We start from the raw sequence: 18,882 nt of genomic DNA, 5'->3' as shown, positions 1-18,882 counted from the left end.
GACACCGACGTACCGCACCCTTCGAGAGGATCACCATGACGACCGTCGACCTCACCGCCAAGAGCTTCGAGGAGACCGTCACGACCGACGGCATCACCCTCGTGGACTGGTGGGCCTCCTGGTGTGGCCCGTGCCGCCAGTTCGCTCCCGTCTACGACGCCGCCAGCGACCAGCACCCGGACGTCACGTTCGGCAAGATCGACACCGAGGCCGAGCAGGAGCTCGCCGGTGCCGCCGGCATCACGTCGATCCCCACCCTCATGGCGTTCCGCGACGGCGTCCTCGTCTTCAGCCAGCCCGGTGCCCTGCCGGCGCCCGCGCTGGACCAGGTGATCCAGGCCGTGCGCGACCTCGACATGGACGACGTGCACCGTCAGGTCGCCGAGGCGCAGGCCGCGGAGCCCGAGGTCCCCGAGGAGCTGCGGGACTGAGTCCCGTCCGGCTGGTCACGCCAGACCTGCCAGCACCCGCGACGTGAGGTCGGCTGCACCGAGGTCGTCCGGCGAGGACGGGCGGGCGCCGATGCGCACCGCGACGACGTCGCGCGAGGGCACCACGGCGAGGATCTGGTTGCCGTAGCCGATCGCCCACCGGGCATCGGCCGGCACGTCCGGCGCCAGGCGGCCCGTGGTGGGCGGCCGGTCGGCGCCGAAGCCGGCGGCCCGCTCGATCGTCTGCACCCGGCCCTCGGCGTTGATCCACCACAGGCCGCCGTACGCGGCGTTGAGGTCGCTGGAGGACGTGCCCGTCAGCCGCTGCACCAGGTCGGCCGAGACGATCCGTCCGCCGTCCCAGCGGCCGTCACGGGCCACGAGCAGGCCGATCCGCGCCAGGTCGTCGCAGGACGAGCGGATGCCGGAGTACGTGGTGGTGGCGCCCGACGGGTCGCGGTCCCACGTCGTGTCGCGCAGCCCGAGCGGGTCGAGCAGTCGCTCCCGCGCGAAGCCCTCGACGTCGCCGCCCTTGGCCGAGGACAGGACCGCCGCCAGCACCTGGACGGCCATGTTGTCGTACTCCCAGTGCTCACCCGGCGGGTACTCCTGACCGACACCGAGCGAGAACGCCGTCTTGTCGGGCTCGCGACGGATCATCCGCCCGTAGTCGACGTCGTAGCTCCATCGCCGCCCCGACGTCATGGACAGCAGCTGCTCGACCGTCACGTCGGCAGAGGGCCCGTCCTCCCACTGCGGCACGTGCTCGGCCACTCGGTCGTCGAGCGAGAGGAGCCCGTCGTCGACGGCGATGCCGACGAGCAGGGCCGTGACGGACTTGGTGACCGAGTAGACCGGACCAGCGGTGCGCGCCGTCGCGCCAGGCGCCGTCCACCGGTGGACGAGCGTGCCGTCCTCGACCACGGCGACACAGGTGCTGCCGGTCGATGCCGCGGCGTCGTCGAGCTCGTCCCACCGGCCGGCCTCGTCGCGGTCCCACTCCCCCGCGGGCCAGACCTCGGGAGGCGGCGCGAGGGTGGGCAGCGAGCCACCCAAGGTACCCCCGCTCGGGCGGTCGTCGTCGCCGGGCGCGGTCGTGCAGGCACCCGCGAGCGCGAGCAACGAGAGCAGGACGAGGGCAGCGCGCACTCGACCACTGTCTCACCGCACCCCGGGAGCGCGCAGGCTGCGGACCTCGCCGACGCGACCTAGGGTCGATCCGGACCCACCTCCTCCGAAAGGACCCCCATGATCCTCATCGTCGTGAAGTTCGCCGTGCGACCCGAGCACGCCGAGACGTTCCCCGAGGCGGTCGGACCGTTCACCGAGGCCACACGCGCCGAGTCGGGGAACCTCTTCTTCGAGTGGTCCCGCAGCCTCGAGGACGAGCACACCTACGTGCTGGTCGAGGGGTTCGAGGACGACGCCGCCGAGGCGCACGTGTCGAGCGACCACTTCGCGGCCGGCCTGGAGGCCATGCGCCCCCTGCTGGTCTCGACGCCCCAGATCATCAGCCACCAGGTCCCGGTCGACGGATGGGGACCGATGGGCGAGCTGCAGATCGACTGACCCGACGGTCACCATGGACGCCCTGCACGACGCGCTGGGGCCGTGAGGGACAATGGTCGGATGCCCACGACCACCGACCTCAGGCTGCTGCTGAGGCATCCGGTCGACTTCGAGGTCGCCGAGGACCCGGCCGACTCGCGCTTCGTGTTCCGGGCTCCGGACGGCGAGCAGCGGGCCACGGCGACCGAGGCCATCGGCGCGCTCAGTCAGGGCATCCGGACCATGAACGCGGACGCCTCGGTGCGCGCCTGGGCCACGCCGGCCATCCTCGCCCTGCGTCTCATGGCCTCCGGCCGGCTGGCCGCTCCCGACTCGACCGCGGCCTCCCAGCTGCAGGACGCAGCCCGCGCGATCGGCCCCGACCCGGCCTCGGCGCAGGCCAAGGTGCGGGGCTTCCTGTCCGCCCTGGCGGTCGATGCGCCCGCCGTCGCGACCCAGCCGCAGGATCTCGGTGCCGGCACTCCCGGACGCCCCGGGAGCTCCGCCTCGGCGACCTCGCGCGACGGCGTCGCGCCTCCGCCCCTGGTGGAGCGCGCGCCCGTGCGGCCGCGCCACTTCAGCGGCCAGCTCGTCGTGACCTTCCGTGCGGCCGAGGACTCCGACGATCCCGATCGACCCGTCGCGGACGTGCGACTGCGCGTCAAGCCGCTCGACGCCGCCTGGGCCGCGGTCGACGTGGCGGAGATCTGGCGCAAGGAGGACCACCACTTCGGACCGGGGTCCCGGCCCGGCGTGCGCACCCTGATCACCACGGCGGCCGCGGCGTGGCCGGTCCTCACGCGCCTGCTCGGCCGTCTGGACACCGGCTCCGTCCCCGTGACCGCGGCCGAGATCGGCGAGCTCGGACGCACCCGTGTCTCGAGCCTGCTGCGCGCCTACCGCATGGAGGTGCTCTGGCCCGACGGCCTCGTGCGCGAGCTCGACGCCCGCCCCACCGTGCGCCGCGTCGGCGAGGCGATGCCTCACGACCGCCCGCGGGCGTTCGCCCGGGCGCAGGTCTTCCGCTTCGACTGGAACCTCGCCCTCGGGGACGAGACGCTGACCTCCGCCGAGCTCGACCTGCTGGCCGAGTCCCAGCACGGGCTCGTCCAGCTCCGCGACCGCTGGGTCCTCGTCGACCCTGCCCGCACCCGGGCGATGCTCGAGCACCGCAGCCAGGAGATCACGGCACTGGAGGCGCTGCGGGCCGCGGTCACGGGCGAGGTCGAGGTCGACGACGTCCGCACCCAGGTCGACACCGAGGGCTGGCTGGACGACGTACGTCAGCGCCTCGCGCACCAGGGGTCGCGCGACCCGGTCGAGCCGTCGCCCCGGCTCGCAGGGACCCTGCGTGAGTACCAGCGCGACGGGCTGCGGTGGATGGCCCAGCTGGTCGACCTCGGGCTCGGCGGCATCCTCGCCGACGACATGGGCCTGGGCAAGACGGTCATGCTCATCGCGCTGCACCTGCACCTGGAGGACCTCGCCCGCGAGGCCGGCGACGAGCCCGCCCCCACCCTCGTCATCTGCCCGGCGTCCGTCGTGGGCAACTGGGAGCGCGAGATCCGACGCTTCGCCCCCGGCGTCGAGGTCCGCCGGCACCACGGCGCCGGACGCAGCCTCGACGGCGTGGAGAACGGCTTCGTGGTCACCACCTACGCCACCCTGCGACGCGACGCCCGCCTGCTGGCCACGTTCGAGCGCGGCTGGGGCGTCGTGGTCGCCGACGAGGCCCAGTACGTCAAGAACCAGCGCTCGGCCGGCGCGAAGGCGCTGCGAGCGATCCCCTCACCCGTGCGCCTGGCTCTCACGGGCACCCCGGTCGAGAACGGGCTGACCGAGCTCTGGTCGATCCTCGACTGGACCACGCCCGGGCTGCTGGGCGGGCTCGAGGAGTTCCGTCGTCGCTGGTCGCGGCCCATCGAGCGAGGGCAGGACCGCGACCGCGCGGGCGAGCTGTCCAGGCTCGTGCGTCCCTTCGTGCTGCGGCGCCGCAAGAGCGATCCCGGCATCGCTCCCGAGCTCCCGCCGAAGACCGAGACGGACTACCGGGTGCACCTGACCCGCGAGCAGGTCGGGCTCTACGAGGCGATCGTCCGCGAGGCGATGGCGCAGATCGAGGCGAGCGACGGCATGCAGCGCCGCGGGCTGGTCGTGCGGCTGCTGACCCAGCTCAAGCAGGTGTGCAACCACCCGGCCCAGCTGCTGCGCGAGCCGAGGAGCACGCTCTCGGGCCGCTCCGGAAAGCTGGAGATGCTCGACGAGCTGGTCGACGAGATCATCGCCGAGGACGGCGCGGTCCTGGTGTTCACGCAGTACGCCCAGATGGGCCACCTGCTCACCCGACACCTCGCCGAACGTCGCATCGACGCCCAGTTCCTGCACGGCGGCACCCCGGTCCCGGTCCGCGAGCAGATGGTCACCCGCTTCCAGGCGGGCGAGGTGCCGGTTTTCGTGCTGTCGCTCAAGGCCGGCGGCACCGGGCTCAACCTCACACGGGCCGACCACGTGATCCACTACGACCGCTGGTGGAACCCGGCCGTCGAGGACCAGGCCACGGACCGCGCGCACCGCATCGGTCAGACCAAGCCGGTCCAGGTGCACCGGATCATCGCCGAGGGAACCATCGAGGAGTCGGTGGCCGAGCTCATCGCCTCCAAGCGGGCCCTGGCCGACGCTGTGGTGAACGCCGGCGAGGGCGCGCTCACGGAGCTGACGGACGCCGAGCTCGGGGACCTGGTGCGCCTGCGCCGCTGAGGGCGACAGCACCTGCCTCGTCCCCGTGGACGGGCCTGCGACGGAGCGCGTGGAGGCTGAGACGTTGCATTGGTACTACCATTGCGGCACACTCGGGTGACCTGGCTCACGCCGGTCGCCCCGCTCCCGACCTCGGAGACCCTCATGGATCCCATCACCCCCGTGCACAGCACCGGCGTCCTGCTGCTCATCGCGGCCGTCGCGGTCGCCGTGCTCCTCGTGCTCATCATCGTCGTGCGCCTGCACGCGTTCATCGCACTGGTGCTCGTCAGCCTCCTGACGGCCGTGGCCGCCGGCATCCCGCTGGCCGACGTACCTCTCGCGCTCACCTCGGGCTTCGGCTCCACGCTCGCCTCGGTGGCTCTGCTCGTCGGCTTCGGCGTGATGATCGGCCGACTGCTCGAGGCGTCCGGAGGCGCCCAGGTGCTCGCGGACACGCTGGTCACCCGCTTCGGCGAGGCGCGCGCCCCGTTCGCGCTCGGCGTCGCCGCGTTCCTCTTCGGCCTGCCGATCTTCTTCGACGCCGGCCTGGTCGTGTTCCTCCCGATCATCCTGACCGTCGCGCGTCGCTTCGGTGGCTCCGTCCTGCTGTACGCCCTCCCTGCTGCAGGCGCGTTCGCCGCTACGCACGCCCTGCTGCCGCCGCACCCGGGACCCGTCGCCGCCGGCACGGTCATGGGCGGCGACCTCGGCGTCGTGCTGCTGGTGAACCTGCCGATCGCGATCGTCGCCTGGTACGTGGGCGTCTACCTCTTCTCCCGGTACGTCGGCAAGCGCGTCCACGTCGAGGTCTCGACCATCCTCATGGGCGAGCAGAACGACGGATCCGGATCCACCGCCCCACCGCCCCCGTTCTCGCTCGTGCTGTCGATCCTGCTCGTACCGCTCGTGCTCATCGGGCTCAACACGGTGCTCACGACGCTCGTCACGAACGGCACGGTGGCCGAGGGCAACGCCTTGGTCGAGACCCTCGTGCTGCTGGGCAACACGCCCGTCGCCCTGCTCCTGACGCTGATGCTCGCGATCGCGACCATCGGCCGACGCGGTCGCACGCTGTCCGAGACCCAGGGCCTGCTGGACGCCTCGCTCGGGCCGGTCTGCTCGGTCATCCTCATCACGGGTGCGGGCGGCATGCTCGGCGGCGTGCTGCGCACGAGCGGCATCGGCGACGCGCTCACCGACTCGCTCGGCGACCTCGGCATCCCGCTCCTGCTGCAGGCGTTCCTGCTAGCGACGGCGCTGCGCGTCGCCCAGGGCTCGGCCACGGTCGCGCTGACCACGGCGTCCGGACTCATCGCCTCGCAGACCACGGACCTGTCCGACGTGCAGGTGGCGCTCCTGGTCACCGCGGTGGCAGCCGGCGCGACCGTGCTCTCGCACGTCAACGACTCGGGCTTCTGGCTGGTCAGCCGGTTCTTCGGCATGGACGAGAAGACGACGCTGCGCACGTGGACGGTGATGGAGACGACGCTGGGCGTGTCGGCCTTCGCGGTCGCCGCGGCCCTCTACCCCCTTGTCGGATGACCACGTCCGACAGCGACCTGCGGTCAGTCGTCGCGCATCTGGGCGACGACCTCGGCGCAGATCGCGTGCATGGCCGATCGGGCCGCCTCGCCGTCACGCTCGGCGACGGCACGCGCGACGGCCGCGTGCAGGCGACGCGCCTCGGGCTTGGGCTCGGACGGCATGAGGTGGTGGTCGGTCCGCCCGCGGAGCACCTCCTCGACCACGCCCCCGAGGGCCTGGAACATCACGTTGCCGGACGCCTGGAGCAGCAGCCGGTGGAACGTCACGTCGAGCTCGAGGAACGACCGGAGATCGCCACCGGCGCCGGTGCGCTCGAGGTCGTCGGCCAGGTCGAGCAGCTGCGACCGCACCTCGTCGGAAGCGTGGTGCGCGGCGAGCTCGGCGCTCGGCGGCTCCACGGCCGCGCGCAGCTGCGACAGCTGTCGCAGGAGGTGGGCACGTCCCGGTCCGGCCAGCCGCCAGCGGAGCACCGCGGGCGCGTAGTGGTCCCAGCGGTCCTCCGGGAGCACGGTCACCCCGGTCCGACGCCGGCTCTCCACCAGGCCCATCGACGCCAGCACCTGCACGACCTCGCGGGCCACGGTGCGCGAGACCGCGTAGTCGGCACTGATCGAGTCGAGGGTCAGGGACTCACCGGGCGCCAGGCGGCCGTCGACGACGCGCGGACCCAGGTCGGCCAGGACCTCGGAGTGTGCCGTCACCATGGCGCTGACTCTAGAGCGTGGGAGGGAGCTCGATGACCGGCGCACTGCAGGTGGTCGTGATGGGGGTCTCCGGCACCGGCAAGAGCGAGGTGGGCAGCCGCGTCGCCGACCGGCTCTCCATGACCTACGTCGAGGGCGACGCCCACCACCCGGCCGCCAACATCGCGAAGATGTCGGCGGGCACGCCCCTCACGGACGACGACCGGCGGCCGTGGCTCGAGGAGCTGGCGGGCATCCTCGCCGACCACGCCGCACGAGGGATCCCCACGGTGCTCGGCTGCTCGGCGCTGCGGCGGACCTACCGCGACCTGCTGCGTGGTGACCAGCCGCCCGGCTCCGTGGCGTTCCTGCACCTCGTGGCCGACGTGGACGTGCTCGACGCCCGGATGCGCCGTCGGGAGCACTTCATGCCGGCGACCCTCCTGCGCAGCCAGCTCGACACGCTCGAGCCGCTGGAGCCCGACGAGCCGGGCGTGGCCATCGACGTCGACGCCCCGCTCGACCTGGTGGTCGACCGGGGCGTCGAGGCCGTGCGAGGTCTTCGCTAGAAGAGGCCGCACGTGGACAGGAACGGCGTCCCCGCCACCCGACCCTCGAGGAACGCGAAGGCGTTCGGGAACCCGGCGACCGCTCCCCCGACGTGCGTCGGCGTCACGAGCGTCTGGAACCGCACCTTCGCGCCCTTGGAGCACCAGGAGCGCGCCATGTCGCGGCCCTGCGCGTAGTCGACGACGTCGTCGAGGCCCGAGTGCGCGACGAGGCTCGGCACCGTGGGCCGCGCCGAGCCGAGACGTCGCTCGGCCAGGGCCGCGGCGATGTCCGGACGGCTCAGGAACGCCGAAATCGGTCGACCGTCGACCGTGAGGTCGCTCGTGCGGGTGAAGGCGAACGAGGCGACCCCGTCGATGGTGCAGCTGTCCTGCACGCGGTCGAGGAAGTCCTGGCCGCGCGCGTTGAGCAGGTCGCGGATGCCCAGCTGCGGCTCGGCGTCGTCGAGCGCCGCGACGGCGTAGCCGAGGAACGCCGCGTACGGCGAGCCGTCGAGCTTCGGAGCCACCCGGGCGAGGTCGGCGGGGACCGCCCCGGCGTAGCCGCCCTTGAGCCTCAGCTCCGGCGCGTACCCGGCCGCGAGCTCCAGCGCGCCCGCGGCCGCGTTGCCGCCCTCGGAGTAGCCGGAGACCAGCACCGGTGCGGTGGAGGTGACGATGCCGAGCCTCTGCGCGGCGCGGACCGAGTCGAGGACGTTGCGCCCCAAGGACCGCGGGTCGACGTAGGGGTGGACACCGGGCGTGCCGAGACCCTCGTAGTCGGTGACCGCGACCGTGTAGCCACGCGCGAGCAGGCCCTTGATGAAGGCACCCTCGTACTCGGTGCCGGCTGCCAGCTGCCGGGACGGCGCGCAGCGGTCGGCCATGCCCTGGGTGCCCACGGCATAGGCCACGACCGGCCGCTCGCCTCGTCCGATCCAGCGGGTGCGCGGCTGCAGGACCGTGCCGGTGACCACCGTGGGTCCGTCGGCGTTGCCGCTCACGTACATGACGCGGGTGACGTCGGCCGGGGCCTTCAGCAGCTTCAACGGGTCGAGGTAGAACTGCGACGGCTCGCTGCGCACGACCGTGCCGGGTGCGCCCGACACCGAGGCCGGCGGGGTGTAGAAGTCGGCTGCGGACGCCGGCGGCGCGGCGACCAGCCCACCCGCGAGGGCCGCGGCGGCGGCGAGGGCCAGGCGTGTCCTGAGCCGCCGTGACCGGCGCGGACGCGGCGATCCGGTGCGGGTCTCGGGCGAGGACGTGGGCATGGACGTGGACATCGGCGACTCCCCCATCGCGCGACACCCTCGGTCGCGCAGGGTGAGCGTGACAGTGACGCGCGTCACGCGTCAAGGGTGGGTCCGCCGGGAGCGGTGGGCGTCGTACGGACGTCCACCGCTCCCCACGTCTGCGCCGACCTCAGCCGGCCGAGACGATCTCGTTCGGCACGGCGGGCAGCGTCACCGAGTCGACGACAGCACCCGACGCGACGTCGATCTCGTGCAGCGTCCTGGTGCTCGGGTCGGTCACCCAGGCGGTGTCACCGTCGACGTGCAGCGTCGGACGGGGCTTCTGCCAGTCGAGCGGCTCGCGCCACGGCTCGAGCACGTCGATCGTGTCGAGCCTGTCACCGGACTCGGCGTCGAGCACGTGCAGCGCCCCGTCGGTCCCGAGGACGAGTGCCTCGCCCGCCGCCCCGCGCCCGAGGGACCGGAACGAGTAGCTGGTCCCGAGGTCGACGAGGCGGATCTCGTCGGACTCGGTGTCGACGAGGCTGATGCGCTCGGGGCGCTCGAGCTCGGCGTCCGCGTCGACCTTGTAGTCGCCGAGCACGACGCGCGAGCTGCTGCTGCCGGCCTGGTTGCCGATGCGGCCGTAGGCGTCCGGGCTGTCGATCTTCGTCATCTCGCCGTCGCGCACGACCACGACGCCGTCCTCGCAGCCGACGACGGCGACGCCGTCCGCTGCCGTGGCCTCGCCGTGCACGCCCGTGCAGTCGTCGGTGCGGGCCTTCTCGGTGCCGTCGGCCCCACGGAGCACCACGGTCGAGCGCTCGTCGGCCGTGCCTTCGGTGTGCAGGAGGTCGCCGTCCAGGTTCACGGCGACACCGTGGTGCGGAGACGACAGCTCCACGGTGTCCACGACGGTGGTCGGGTCGTCGGTGTCGAGCTCCTGGATGGTGCCGGCGCCGTCGCTGAAGAGCAGAGTGGTGCCGTCGTGGACCGTCACGTGACCGGGCTCGGGCGCCTCGAAGGTCTCCCCGAGCCGCGGCTTGCCGGCCACGGCGTAGTGCGAGTGGTCGCCGTGCGCCTCGACCTCGACCCCGGTGTCGAGCAGCTGGAAGCCCTCGGTGGTGGACACGAACACGTGCCGGTCGTCGCCTGCCGGGTTCACCCGCACGAAGCCCTCGGACGGGAGCGTGGCCACGGGCTCGAGTGAGTCGCGGTCCAGCACGAGCAGACCCTCGTCGGTGGTGAGGACGAGGCGCGGGCCGGAGAGCTGCTGGCCGACGTCGGAGGCGGCGGTGTCGTCGCCACCTCCCCCGCCGCCACATGCGGCGGCACCCAGGGCGAGGGCGGACACGACGGCGGCCGCGCGCAGCCGGGATCGGTGGAACAGGTGCATGGGTACTCCCCTAGTCGAGAACGATTCCCATGAACAGTAACGGGAACGATTCTCGACACGAGCGCGGGGTCCCGCTCGCGCTCGCCCCTCACCCGTGCAGCAGCTCCACCCCGTCGCTCAGCCGGTAGGGCGAGGACTCCACGAGCGCACCGACGACACGGCGAAGGCGCGAGACCTCCGCGCGAGCGGTGACCTCGTGGCCGTCGTCGCCGAAGAGAGCGCGGCCGAGTCCCGCCGCGGTGATGCCGGCGGGACCGGCGGCCGCCACGATCCGGAGCACCTCCGCGTGCCGGGCCGAGAGCCCCACGCTCCAGGGCTCTCCCGCGTGGTCGAGCGTCAGCAGTGGACGGTCCCCGCCGACCAGCCGGGCTCGCACCACGGCGTCGTCGGGCCGGGCCCTCAGGACCCACCCGTCACCCAGCCGTTCGGGCACGCAGAGACCCAGGCCCAGCACACGCTGCGACAGACCGGCGCACGGAGCGGCCACCCGTTCGGGGGCCCGGACACCGACGGCGCGCGCCACCCACCCGTGCTCGTCGACCAGGAGGTGGGGTCCCGCCGCGGCCGTGAGCAGCGGCTCGGTCGCGTCCCTGAGCCTGGCGAGGCTCGACTCGTGCTGACGACGCAGCTCCAGCTGGGCCAGGCGCACTGCCGTCCCGACCAGCGCGACGACCGCCGGGTGGAGGGTCATCGCCGGACCGCTCACGTCGACCACGCCGAGGAGATCTCCCGTGACCGGGTCGTGGATCGGCGAGGCGGTGCAGTACCACGGGTGCTGGTGCTGCTCGAAGTGCTCTGCCGAGAACAGCTGCACCGGCGCCTGCTCCGCCAGCGCGGTGCCGATCGCGTTGGTGCCGACCACCTCCTCCGTCCAGAGCGCTCCCTCCTCGAAGCCGAGCGCGTCGGCCTGGCGACGCACCGCAGCAGCACCGCGCCGCCACAGGATCACGCCGTCGGCGTCCGTGAGCACGAGCAGGAAGTGCGAGGCCTCCGCGACGGGCTCGACGACCGAGGCCAGCTCCTCCACGACGAGACGCAGGCGGGAGTCCCGACGTCGGCGCTCCACCTCGCCGACCTTCAGCGGGTCGCGGGCGTTGGCGACGTCGGGCCGCACGCCGGCGCTCAGGGTGCGGGCCCACGACCGTGCGACCACGGGACGCAGGGGCGACGTCGACCGCGTCCCGGAGAGGACGGCGTCACGGACCCGGGCGAGCTCCTGCGCGTGCCGACCCAGGTCGGTCCCCGGTCCGACCGCCGCGAAGCCTGCCATGGCGCCACCTCCGACCCGAGTGTGACCCCGGCCACGTTGCAACATCGTGCAACGGTTCCCGGGACACCCGGCGGGGCGGTGTCCTGCAGGTCCACGGACACCCGAGGAGAGACCATGACCGAGCTGCTGGACCCGCCCACCGCAACCGACCCCGCCGACCCCTCGACCCGCGTCGAGTCCTGGCTGCGCGACTTCGAGGACGCCCTGACAGCACGCGACACCGGGCGGGCGGCGTCCCTCTTCGCGCCGACCAGCTTCTGGCGCGACCTCGTCTCCTTCACCTGGAACATCACCACCGTCGAGGACCCGGCGGGCGTCAAGACGCTGCTTGACGACGTGCTCGACCGCGTCGACCCGAGCGCCTTCACGCTCACCGAGCCGGCCACCGAGGCCGACGGCGTCGTGGAGGCCTGGATCGCGTTCGAGACCGGCGTCGGCCGCGGCAAGGGCCACCTGCGCCTCACCGACGAGGGGGCGTGGACGCTGCTCACGTCGCTGCGCGAGCTGAAGGGCCACGAGGAGAACCAGGGCGAGACCCGACCCCAGGGCGTCAGCCACGAGCTCTCCAAGGGCAGGCCGTCCTGGAAGGAGGAGCGGGACGCCGAGGAGGCCGACCTCGGGCACGGCACGCAGCCGTACGCGCTGGTCATCGGCGGCGGACAGGGCGGCATCGCACTCGGCGCCCGGCTCCGCCAGCTCGGTGTCCCGGCCCTCGTGGTGGACCGCCACGACCGGCCGGGCGACCAGTGGCGCTCGCGCTACAAGAGCCTCTGCCTGCACGACCCGGTCTGGTACGACCACCTGCCCTACCTGCCGTTCCCGAAGAACTGGCCGGTGTTCGCACCCAAGGACAAGGTGGGCGACTGGCTCGAGATGTACACCCGGGTCATGGAGGTGCCGTACTGGTCGCGCTCCACGGTGAGGTCGGCGACGTTCGACGAGGCCGCCGGCACCTGGAGCGTGACGGTCGAGCGGGACGGCGAGTCCATCGAGCTGCGGCCCACCCAGCTGGTGTTCGCGACCGGCATGTCGGGCAAGGCCAACGTCCCGGAGCTCCCGGGCCAGGACGTCTTCGCCGGCGAGCAGCAGCACTCCAGCCAGCACCCCGGCCCGGAGGCCTACTCAGGCAAGAAGGTCGTGGTGATCGGCTCGAACAACTCCGCCTTCGACATCTGCGGGGCGCTGTGGGAGAACGACGCGGACGTCACGATGGTGCAGCGCTCCTCCACGCACATCGTGAAGTCGGCCTCCCTCATGGACATCGGCCTGGGCGATCTCTACTCCGAGCGGGCCGTCGAGGCAGGCGTCACCACGGAGAAGGCCGACATGATCTTCGCCTCGCTGCCCTACCGGATCATGCACGAGTTCCAGATCCCGCTGTACGAGCAGATGGCCGAGCGGGACGCGGACTTCTACCAGCGGCTGGAGTCCGCGGGCTTCGACCACGACTGGGGCGACGACGGCTCCGGCCTGTTCATGAAGTACCTGCGCCGCGGGTCGGGCTACTACATCGACGTCGGCGCGGCCGAGCTCGTCGCGGACGGGCGGGTGAAGCTCGCGCACGGCCAGGTGGACCACCTGACCGAGACGTCCGTGGTCCTGGCCGACGGCACCGAGCTCGAGGCCGACCTCGTGGTCTACGCCACGGGCTACGGCTCGATGAACGGCTGGGTGGCCGACATCGTCGACCAGGACACCGCGGCCCGCGTCGGCAAGTGCTGGGGCCTCGGATCGGAGACGACCAAGGACCCCGGTCCGTGGGAGGGCGAGCAGCGCAACATGTGGAAGCCCACCCAGGTCGAGAACCTGTGGATGCACGGCGGCAACCTGCACCAGTCGCGCCACTACTCGCTGTACCTGGCGCTGCAGCTGAAGGCCCGCTACGAGGGCATCCCGACCCCCGTCCACGGGCTGCAGGAGGTCCACCACACGGCCTGACGGAACGGACCGCGGGTGCCGCCGGCCGATGACGCCGCGGCGGCACCCGTGGTTTGACGTGCTCTACGTGGTCCGGTTGGGTCGAAGGACTGCCCGACCGAGGAGGAACCGAGTGACCACCCTGTTCATCGACGGCCGGTGGCGCGACGCGAGCGACGGCGAGACCCGCCAGATCCGCTGCCCCGCCGACGGCCACCACGTCACCACGGTCGCCGAGGCGACCGCCGACGACGCCCGCGACGCCGTCGCCGCTGCTCGCACCGCGTTCGACGACGGCCCCTGGCCCCGCACGCCCTCCCCCGAGCGCGCCGCGCTCCTGCACCGCCTCGCCGACCGGCTCGAGGCCGAGAAGGAGACCGTCGCGCGCCTGGAGGCCCTCGACACCGGCAAGCGCATGGTCGAGGCCCGCATCGACATGGACGACGTGATCGGCGTCTTCCGTCACTTCGCCGGGCTGGCCCAGGCCGACGCCGGCCGCGTCGTCGATGCCGGCATGCCGGCCGTGAGGAGCCGGATCGTCCACGAGCCGGTGGGCGTGTGCTCCCTCATCACGCCGTGGAACTTCCCGCTGCTGCAGACGTCGTGGAAGGTCGCCCCTGCACTGGCCGCCGGGTGCACGTTCGTGCTCAAGCCGAGCGAGCTCACCCCCTCGACCGCGATCTGGCTGGTGCGCACCTTGGCCGACCTCGGCCTGCCCGACGGTGTCGCGAACCTGGTGCTCGGCGCGGGCGACCGCGTCGGCCCGGCCCTCACCGAGCCGCGTGCGGTCGACCTCGTCTCGTTCACCGGGGGGCTGGCCACCGGCCGTCGCATCATGGCGTCCGCCGCCCCGACCGTGAAGAAGATCGCCCTCGAGCTCGGGGGCAAGAACCCCAACATCGTCTTCGCCGACGCCGACTGGGACGCGGCGATCGACAACGCCCTCACCGCGGTGTTCCTGGACTCCGGGCAGGTCTGCTCCGCCGGTACCCGGCTCGTCGTCGAGGACTCGATCCACGACGCGTTCGTCGACGAGCTCGTCGAGCGTGCGGCCCGCATCCGGCTCGGTGGGCCCGACGACGAGCAGGCCGAGACCGGTCCGCTCATCAGCGCCGCGCACCGCGAGAAGGTCGAGGCCTACGTGGCCGCCGGCATCGAGGAGGGTGCGGTGCTGCGCGTCGGCGGAGCCCGACCCGACGACGCCGCGCTCGCCGACGGCTTCTACTACCTCCCCACCATCCTCGACGAGTGCTCGGCCGACATGTCCTGCGTGCAGGACGAGAGCTTCGGGCCCGTCCTCACGGTGGAACGGTTCACCGGCGCCGACACCGACGGCCTCGAGGAGGCCGCGGTCTCGATCGCGAACGACACGATCTACGGCCTGGCCGGGGCCGTGTGGACCCAGGACGCCGGTCGCGCCGAGCGCGTCGCCTCGCGTCTGCGGCACGGCACCATCTGGATCAACGACTACCACCCCTACGTGCCCCAGGCCGAGTGGGGCGGCTTCAAGCAGAGCGGCATCGGCCGCGAGCTGGGGCTCGCCGGGCTCGACGAGTACCGAGAGTCCAAGCACGTCTGGCACAACACCCGTCCTGCGCCGACCGGCTGGTTCGGCGCCCCGTCCGACGGGACCAGCAGCGACCAGCCCAGCACCGACCAGCCCAGCGCCGACCAGCCCAGCACCGAGGAGCACGCGTGAAGAGCTACGACTACGTCATCGTCGGCGGCGGGTCCGCGGGCTCTGCCCTGGCCAACCGGCTGAGCGCCGACCCCTCCACGAGCGTGCTGGTGCTCGAGGCCGGGCGCCCCGACACCAAGCTGGACCCGTTCATCCACATGCCTGCGGCCCTGCCGTACCCGATCGGGAACCCGCTCTACGACTGGCGCTACGAGTCCGAGCCCGAGCCCCACATGGGTGGCCGCCGCGTCTTCCACGCCCGCGGCAAGGTCCTCGGCGGCTCGTCGAGCATCAACGGCATGATCTTCCAGCGCGGCAACCCGCTCGACTACGAGCGGTGGGCCGGTGAACCAGGCCTCGAGCACTGGGACTACGCCCACTGCCTGCCGTACTTCAAGCGCATGGAGACCTGCCTGGCCGGTGCCGATGCGTGGCGCGGCGGTTCCGGTCCCCTCGTCCTGGAGCGCGGTCCCGCCACGTCCCCGCTCTTCGGGGCGTTCTTCGAGGCCGTCCAGCAGGCGGGCCACCCCCTCACCGACGACGTGAACGGCTACCGCCAGGAGGGCTTCGCCAAGTTCGACCGCAATGTGCACCGCGGACGACGACTCAGCGCCAGCCAGGCCTACCTGGCACCGGTCAAGCACCGCAAGAACCTGACCGTGCACACCCTCTCGTTCGTCACGGGCCTGAGGATGCAGGGGAACCGCGTGACGGGTGTCGACTACGTGCGCGGCGGACGGCTGGAGCGCTCGGTGCAGGCCGGCGAGGTCGTCCTGTGCGGCGGCGCCTTCAACTCCCCCCAGCTGCTGCAGCTGGCCGGCATCGGCAACGCCGAGGAGCTCCGCGCCCTGGGCATCGACCCGGTCGTCGACCTGCCCGGCGTCGGCGAGAACATGCAGGACCACCTCGAGGTCTACATCCAGCACGCCTCCAAGCAGCCCGTGTCGATCGCGCCGTGGCTCAAGCACCGCCACAAGCCGCGCATCGGCGCCGAGTGGATGTTCCTGCGCCGCGGCGTCGGCGCCTCCAACCACTTCGAGGCGGGGGGCTTCGTCCGCAGCAACGACCAGGTCGAGTACCCGAACCTGATGTTCCACTTCCTGCCCATCGCCATCCGGTACGACGGGTCCAAGCCCGCGGGCGGCGAGGAGCACGGCGGGCACGGGTACCAGGTGCACATCGGACCCATGTACTCCGACGTGCGCGGCTCGCTCAAGATCAAGAGCCGAGATCCCCGTGAGCACCCCGCCCTGCGGTTCAACTACCTGTCGACCGAGAACGACCGACGTGAGTGGATCGAGATGATCCGCGCCGCGCGCGACATCCTCGAGCAGCCCGCGTTCTCGGCCTTCAGCGCCGGCGAGATCTCCCCGGGCCCGTCCGTGGAGACCGACCAGGAGATCCTCGACTGGGTCGCGAAGGACGCCGAGACCGCCCTGCACCCCTCGTGCACGGCCAAGATGGGCACCGACGACCTCAGCGTCGTCGATCCCGCCACCATGCGGGTGCACGGCACCGAGGGGCTGCGGGTCGTCGACGCGTCGGTCTTCCCGTACGTCACGAACGGCAACATCTACGCGCCGGTGATGATGGTGGCCGAGAAGGCCGCCGACCTCATCACGGGTAACACGCCCCTGGCGCCCGAGGACGTGCCGTTCTACCGCCACGGGACCGGAATGCCCCTGTGGCCCGAGGGCGACCCGCGCAACGACGCCGCCCCCGGCACGGTGCGGCGCAACGCCGGAGCGACAGCATGAGCGTCGTGGACCGCGGCACCGCGGGCTCGGACGGTGCGACAGAGGAGCCGGCCTCGCGCGTCAACCTGCCCGTGTTCCTCGGGGCCTCCGTCGTGATCGTCGGCATCACCGCATGGGCGCTCGTCTCGCCCTCGAGTGCTGACGCAAGCCTCGCAACCCTGGTCGGGTGGGCCACTGACTGGTTCGGCTGGTTCTACGTGCTGCTCGCCACCGCCATCCTCGTGTTCGTCGTCTACATCGCGACCTCGCGGTTCGGCCGCACGAAGCTGGGACCGGAGCACGCGCAGCCGGAGTTCAGCACGTTCGCCTGGGCCTCCATGCTGTTCGCGGCCGGCATCGGGACCGACCTCATGTTCTTCGCGGTGGCCGAGCCGGTCACCCAGTACCTGGCGCCGCCCTCGGGCGAGCCCGAGACCGTCGACGCCGCCCGCGAGGCCACCGTGTGGACGCTCTTCCACTACGGGATCAGCGGCTGGGGCATGTACGCCCTCATGGGCGTGGCCCTCGGGTACTTCGCGTACCGGATGAACCTGCCCCTCGCGGTTCGTTCGGCGCTGCAGCCGCTCATCGGTCGTCGCACCGAGGGCTGGATGGGGGACACGGTCGACCTCGCCGCCGTGCTCGGCACGATCTTCGGCGTCGCCACCACGCTCGGGATCGCGGTCGTGCAGCTGAACTTCGGCCTGAACATGCTCTTCGACGTGCCGATGGGTCTCACGGCGCAGATCACCTTGATCGTGGTCGGGATCTCGATGGCGACGCTGTCGGCTGTCTCGGGCGTCGACAAGGGCATCAAGTGGCTCTCGCAGGCGAACGTCCTGCTCGCCGTCGGCCTGGCCGTGTGGATCCTGGTGACCGGCCGCACGGCCTACCTCCTCAACGCACTCGTGCTGAACGTGGGCGACTTCGTGCGCCTGTTCCCCGACATGACCCTTCAGACCTTCGCGCACGAGGACACCGGGTCGTGGATGGCCGACTGGACGCTGTTCTTCTGGGCGTGGTGGATCGCGTGGGCGTCGTTCGTGGGGCTATTCCTGGCGCGCATCTCGCGTGGGCGCACCATCCGTCAGTTCGTGCTCGGCACGCTCATCATCCCGTTTCTCTACATCCTCATGTGGATCTCGATCTTCGGGAACGCATCGATCGACCTGGTGCGGCAGGGGAACCAGACGTTCGGCGAGCTGACCATGAACACGCCGGAGCAGGGCTTCTACACGATGCTCGCCGAGTACCCCGGCTTCACGTTCCTCGCCTCGATCGCGACGTTCACCGGCCTGCTGTTCTACGTGACGTCGGCCGACTCGGGCGCACTCATCATGGCCAACCTGTCGTCGCGGATGCGCGACGTCCACGCCGACGCCGGCGCGCCGCTGCGCATCTTCTGGGCCGTGGCCACAGGAGCGCTCACCATCGCCCTGCTGGCGGTCGGCGGCATCGCCACCCTGCAGTCGGCGACGATCATCATGGGCATCCCGTTCGCGCTCGTCATGGTGGCGGTGATGGTCGGTCTGCACCGAGCACTGCAGGCCGAGGCCTGGATCGTCGACTCCCGCGACGGCGCCCTCCACGGGGTGCTCTCCGGGCGCAGCGGCAGCTCGGACCGGTCGCAGGGCGGTCACTGGAAGGCGCGCCTGCGCCGGGTGATGTCGTTCCCCAGCGCGACGAAGGCAGACGAGTTCCTCGACCGAGTCGTGGCCCCGGCGCTCGAGGAGGTCGCGAGCGAGCTCACGACGTCCGGGGCGAACGCCTCCACGCGACGCTGCGTCGACGAGGACGGCAGGCCCGGCGTCGAGCTGCTCGCGGAGGTGGCCGACGGCACGACACCGTTCTGCTACCGCGTCACCCGGCGCGACGTGCCCATCCCGGTGTACAGCTCCTCGCTCGTGCCGAAGGGCGACGACTACTACGCCCGGCTCGAGGTGCACCTGCGCCACGGCGGCCAGGGATACGACGTCATGGGGTACACGCACGGTCAGCTGATCGACGACGTGCTCGACGCCTACGAGGGACACCTGGAGTTCCTGCGGCTCGAGGACGGCACCACGCTGTAGCCGGGACGGGAACGACGGAGCCGGCCCAGGGGAAGTGATCCGGCCCCGTCGTCCATCCCGAGAGAAGGTCGTTCTCCCATCGCCCGG

14 protein-coding genes are annotated in these 18,882 nt (G+C 72.0%); 9 read left to right on the top strand and 5 right to left on the bottom strand.

What is annotated here, in order from left to right:
• The first annotated feature begins 35 nt into the window (after positions 1–35).
• Positions 36–431: a co-chaperone YbbN gene (locus tag ASF38_RS15150; RefSeq protein WP_056577090.1), complete on the top strand. Its 396-nt coding sequence runs from the start codon at positions 36–38 to the stop codon at positions 429–431.
• Between the two features lie 15 nt (positions 432–446).
• Here ASF38_RS15150 and ASF38_RS15145 read toward each other — a convergent pair whose 3' ends face one another.
• Positions 447–1,580, bottom strand: a complete 1,134-nt coding sequence (locus ASF38_RS15145; protein ID WP_056577087.1) for a serine hydrolase — start codon at positions 1,578–1,580, stop codon at positions 447–449.
• 99 nt (positions 1,581–1,679) lie between these two features.
• Between ASF38_RS15145 and ASF38_RS15140 the strand changes: the two genes are divergently transcribed.
• The 3 genes from ASF38_RS15140 (at position 1,680) to ASF38_RS15130 (ending at position 6,260) form a co-directional block, all read left to right on the top strand.
• Positions 1,680–2,000 carry a putative quinol monooxygenase gene (locus tag ASF38_RS15140; RefSeq protein WP_055967767.1) on the top strand — a complete coding sequence of 107 codons (321 nt, stop codon included), beginning with the start codon at positions 1,680–1,682 and terminating at the stop codon, positions 1,998–2,000.
• A 60-nt stretch (positions 2,001–2,060) separates the two neighbouring features.
• Complete coding sequence (locus ASF38_RS15135; RefSeq protein WP_082480790.1) at positions 2,061–4,736, top strand: DEAD/DEAH box helicase; 2,676 nt, start codon at positions 2,061–2,063, stop codon at positions 4,734–4,736.
• A 144-nt stretch (positions 4,737–4,880) separates the two neighbouring features.
• A complete protein-coding gene (locus ASF38_RS15130; protein WP_055968568.1) occupies positions 4,881–6,260 on the top strand; it encodes a GntP family permease in 1,380 nt (459 codons plus the stop codon).
• A gap of 23 nt (positions 6,261–6,283) precedes the next feature.
• Here ASF38_RS15130 and ASF38_RS15125 read toward each other — a convergent pair whose 3' ends face one another.
• Positions 6,284–6,967, bottom strand: a complete 684-nt coding sequence (locus tag ASF38_RS15125; protein ID WP_055967765.1) for a FadR/GntR family transcriptional regulator — start codon at positions 6,965–6,967, stop codon at positions 6,284–6,286.
• Positions 6,968–6,999: 32 nt separating this feature from the next.
• Between ASF38_RS15125 and ASF38_RS15120 the strand changes: the two genes are divergently transcribed.
• Positions 7,000–7,515 carry a gluconokinase gene (locus tag ASF38_RS15120; protein ID WP_055967763.1) on the top strand — a complete coding sequence of 172 codons (516 nt, stop codon included), beginning with the start codon at positions 7,000–7,002 and terminating at the stop codon, positions 7,513–7,515.
• On the opposite strand, the gene ASF38_RS15115 is transcribed toward ASF38_RS15120, so the two are convergent.
• The 3 genes from ASF38_RS15115 to ASF38_RS15105 all read right to left on the bottom strand — a co-directional run bounded on the left by ASF38_RS15115 (position 7,512) and on the right by ASF38_RS15105 (position 11,392).
• Entirely contained in the window at positions 7,512–8,843 is a 1,332-nt protein-coding gene (locus ASF38_RS15115) for a lipase family protein (protein WP_200914540.1), read from the bottom strand. The genes ASF38_RS15120 and ASF38_RS15115 overlap by 4 nt on opposite strands.
• A gap of 73 nt (positions 8,844–8,916) precedes the next feature.
• On the bottom strand, positions 8,917–10,122 hold the full coding sequence (locus ASF38_RS15110) for a hypothetical protein (RefSeq protein ID WP_056577084.1): 1,206 nt from the start codon (positions 10,120–10,122) through the stop codon (positions 8,917–8,919).
• 88 nt (positions 10,123–10,210) lie between these two features.
• Complete coding sequence (locus ASF38_RS15105; RefSeq protein ID WP_055967757.1) at positions 10,211–11,392, bottom strand: GAF domain-containing protein; 1,182 nt, start codon at positions 11,390–11,392, stop codon at positions 10,211–10,213.
• 114 nt (positions 11,393–11,506) lie between these two features.
• On the opposite strand from ASF38_RS15105, the gene ASF38_RS15100 reads away from it, so the two are divergent.
• The 4 genes from ASF38_RS15100 to betT all read left to right on the top strand — a co-directional run bounded on the left by ASF38_RS15100 (position 11,507) and on the right by betT (position 18,795).
• Entirely contained in the window at positions 11,507–13,330 is a 1,824-nt protein-coding gene (locus tag ASF38_RS15100; RefSeq protein WP_056554421.1) for an NAD(P)/FAD-dependent oxidoreductase, read from the top strand.
• 112 nt (positions 13,331–13,442) lie between these two features.
• Entirely contained in the window at positions 13,443–15,008 is a 1,566-nt protein-coding gene (locus tag ASF38_RS15095) for an aldehyde dehydrogenase family protein (RefSeq protein ID WP_056577081.1), read from the top strand.
• Entirely contained in the window at positions 15,005–16,744 is a 1,740-nt protein-coding gene (gene betA, locus ASF38_RS15090) for a choline dehydrogenase (RefSeq protein WP_056577078.1), read from the top strand. The genes ASF38_RS15095 and betA overlap by 4 nt, the downstream gene beginning before the upstream one ends.
• Positions 16,741–18,795 (top strand): choline BCCT transporter BetT, encoded by a 2,055-nt coding sequence (betT, locus tag ASF38_RS15085; RefSeq protein ID WP_056577075.1) that lies wholly within the window; start codon positions 16,741–16,743, stop codon positions 18,793–18,795. Before betA ends, betT begins: the two co-directional genes overlap by 4 nt.
• The last annotated feature ends 87 nt before the right edge of the window (positions 18,796–18,882 follow it).

This window comes from Aeromicrobium sp. Leaf272 (assembly GCF_001422865.1).
Classification (GTDB): domain Bacteria; phylum Actinomycetota; class Actinomycetes; order Propionibacteriales; family Nocardioidaceae; genus Aeromicrobium.
Note: the sequence above shows the minus strand (reverse complement) of the source record. Positions and strands in the feature narration are given on the sequence as shown.

Excerpts from the sequence above, each read along its gene's own strand:
- ASF38_RS15150 (WP_056577090.1), top strand. The coding sequence starts at position 36 with ATGACGACCGTCGACCTCACCGCCAAGAGCTTCGAGGAGACCGTCACG.
- ASF38_RS15140 (WP_055967767.1), top strand. The coding sequence starts at position 1,680 with ATGATCCTCATCGTCGTGAAGTTCGCCGTGCGACCCGAGCACGCCGAG.
- ASF38_RS15135 (WP_082480790.1), top strand. The coding sequence starts at position 2,061 with ATGCCCACGACCACCGACCTCAGGCTGCTGCTGAGGCATCCGGTCGAC.
- ASF38_RS15130 (WP_055968568.1), top strand. The coding sequence starts at position 4,881 with ATGGATCCCATCACCCCCGTGCACAGCACCGGCGTCCTGCTGCTCATC.
- ASF38_RS15125 (WP_055967765.1), bottom strand. The coding sequence starts at position 6,967 with ATGGTGACGGCACACTCCGAGGTCCTGGCCGACCTGGGTCCGCGCGTC.
- ASF38_RS15120 (WP_055967763.1), top strand. The coding sequence starts at position 7,000 with ATGACCGGCGCACTGCAGGTGGTCGTGATGGGGGTCTCCGGCACCGGC.
- ASF38_RS15110 (WP_056577084.1), bottom strand. The coding sequence starts at position 10,122 with ATGCACCTGTTCCACCGATCCCGGCTGCGCGCGGCCGCCGTCGTGTCC.
- ASF38_RS15105 (WP_055967757.1), bottom strand. The coding sequence starts at position 11,392 with ATGGCAGGCTTCGCGGCGGTCGGACCGGGGACCGACCTGGGTCGGCAC.
- ASF38_RS15100 (WP_056554421.1), top strand. The coding sequence starts at position 11,507 with ATGACCGAGCTGCTGGACCCGCCCACCGCAACCGACCCCGCCGACCCC.
- betT (WP_056577075.1), top strand. The coding sequence starts at position 16,741 with ATGAGCGTCGTGGACCGCGGCACCGCGGGCTCGGACGGTGCGACAGAG.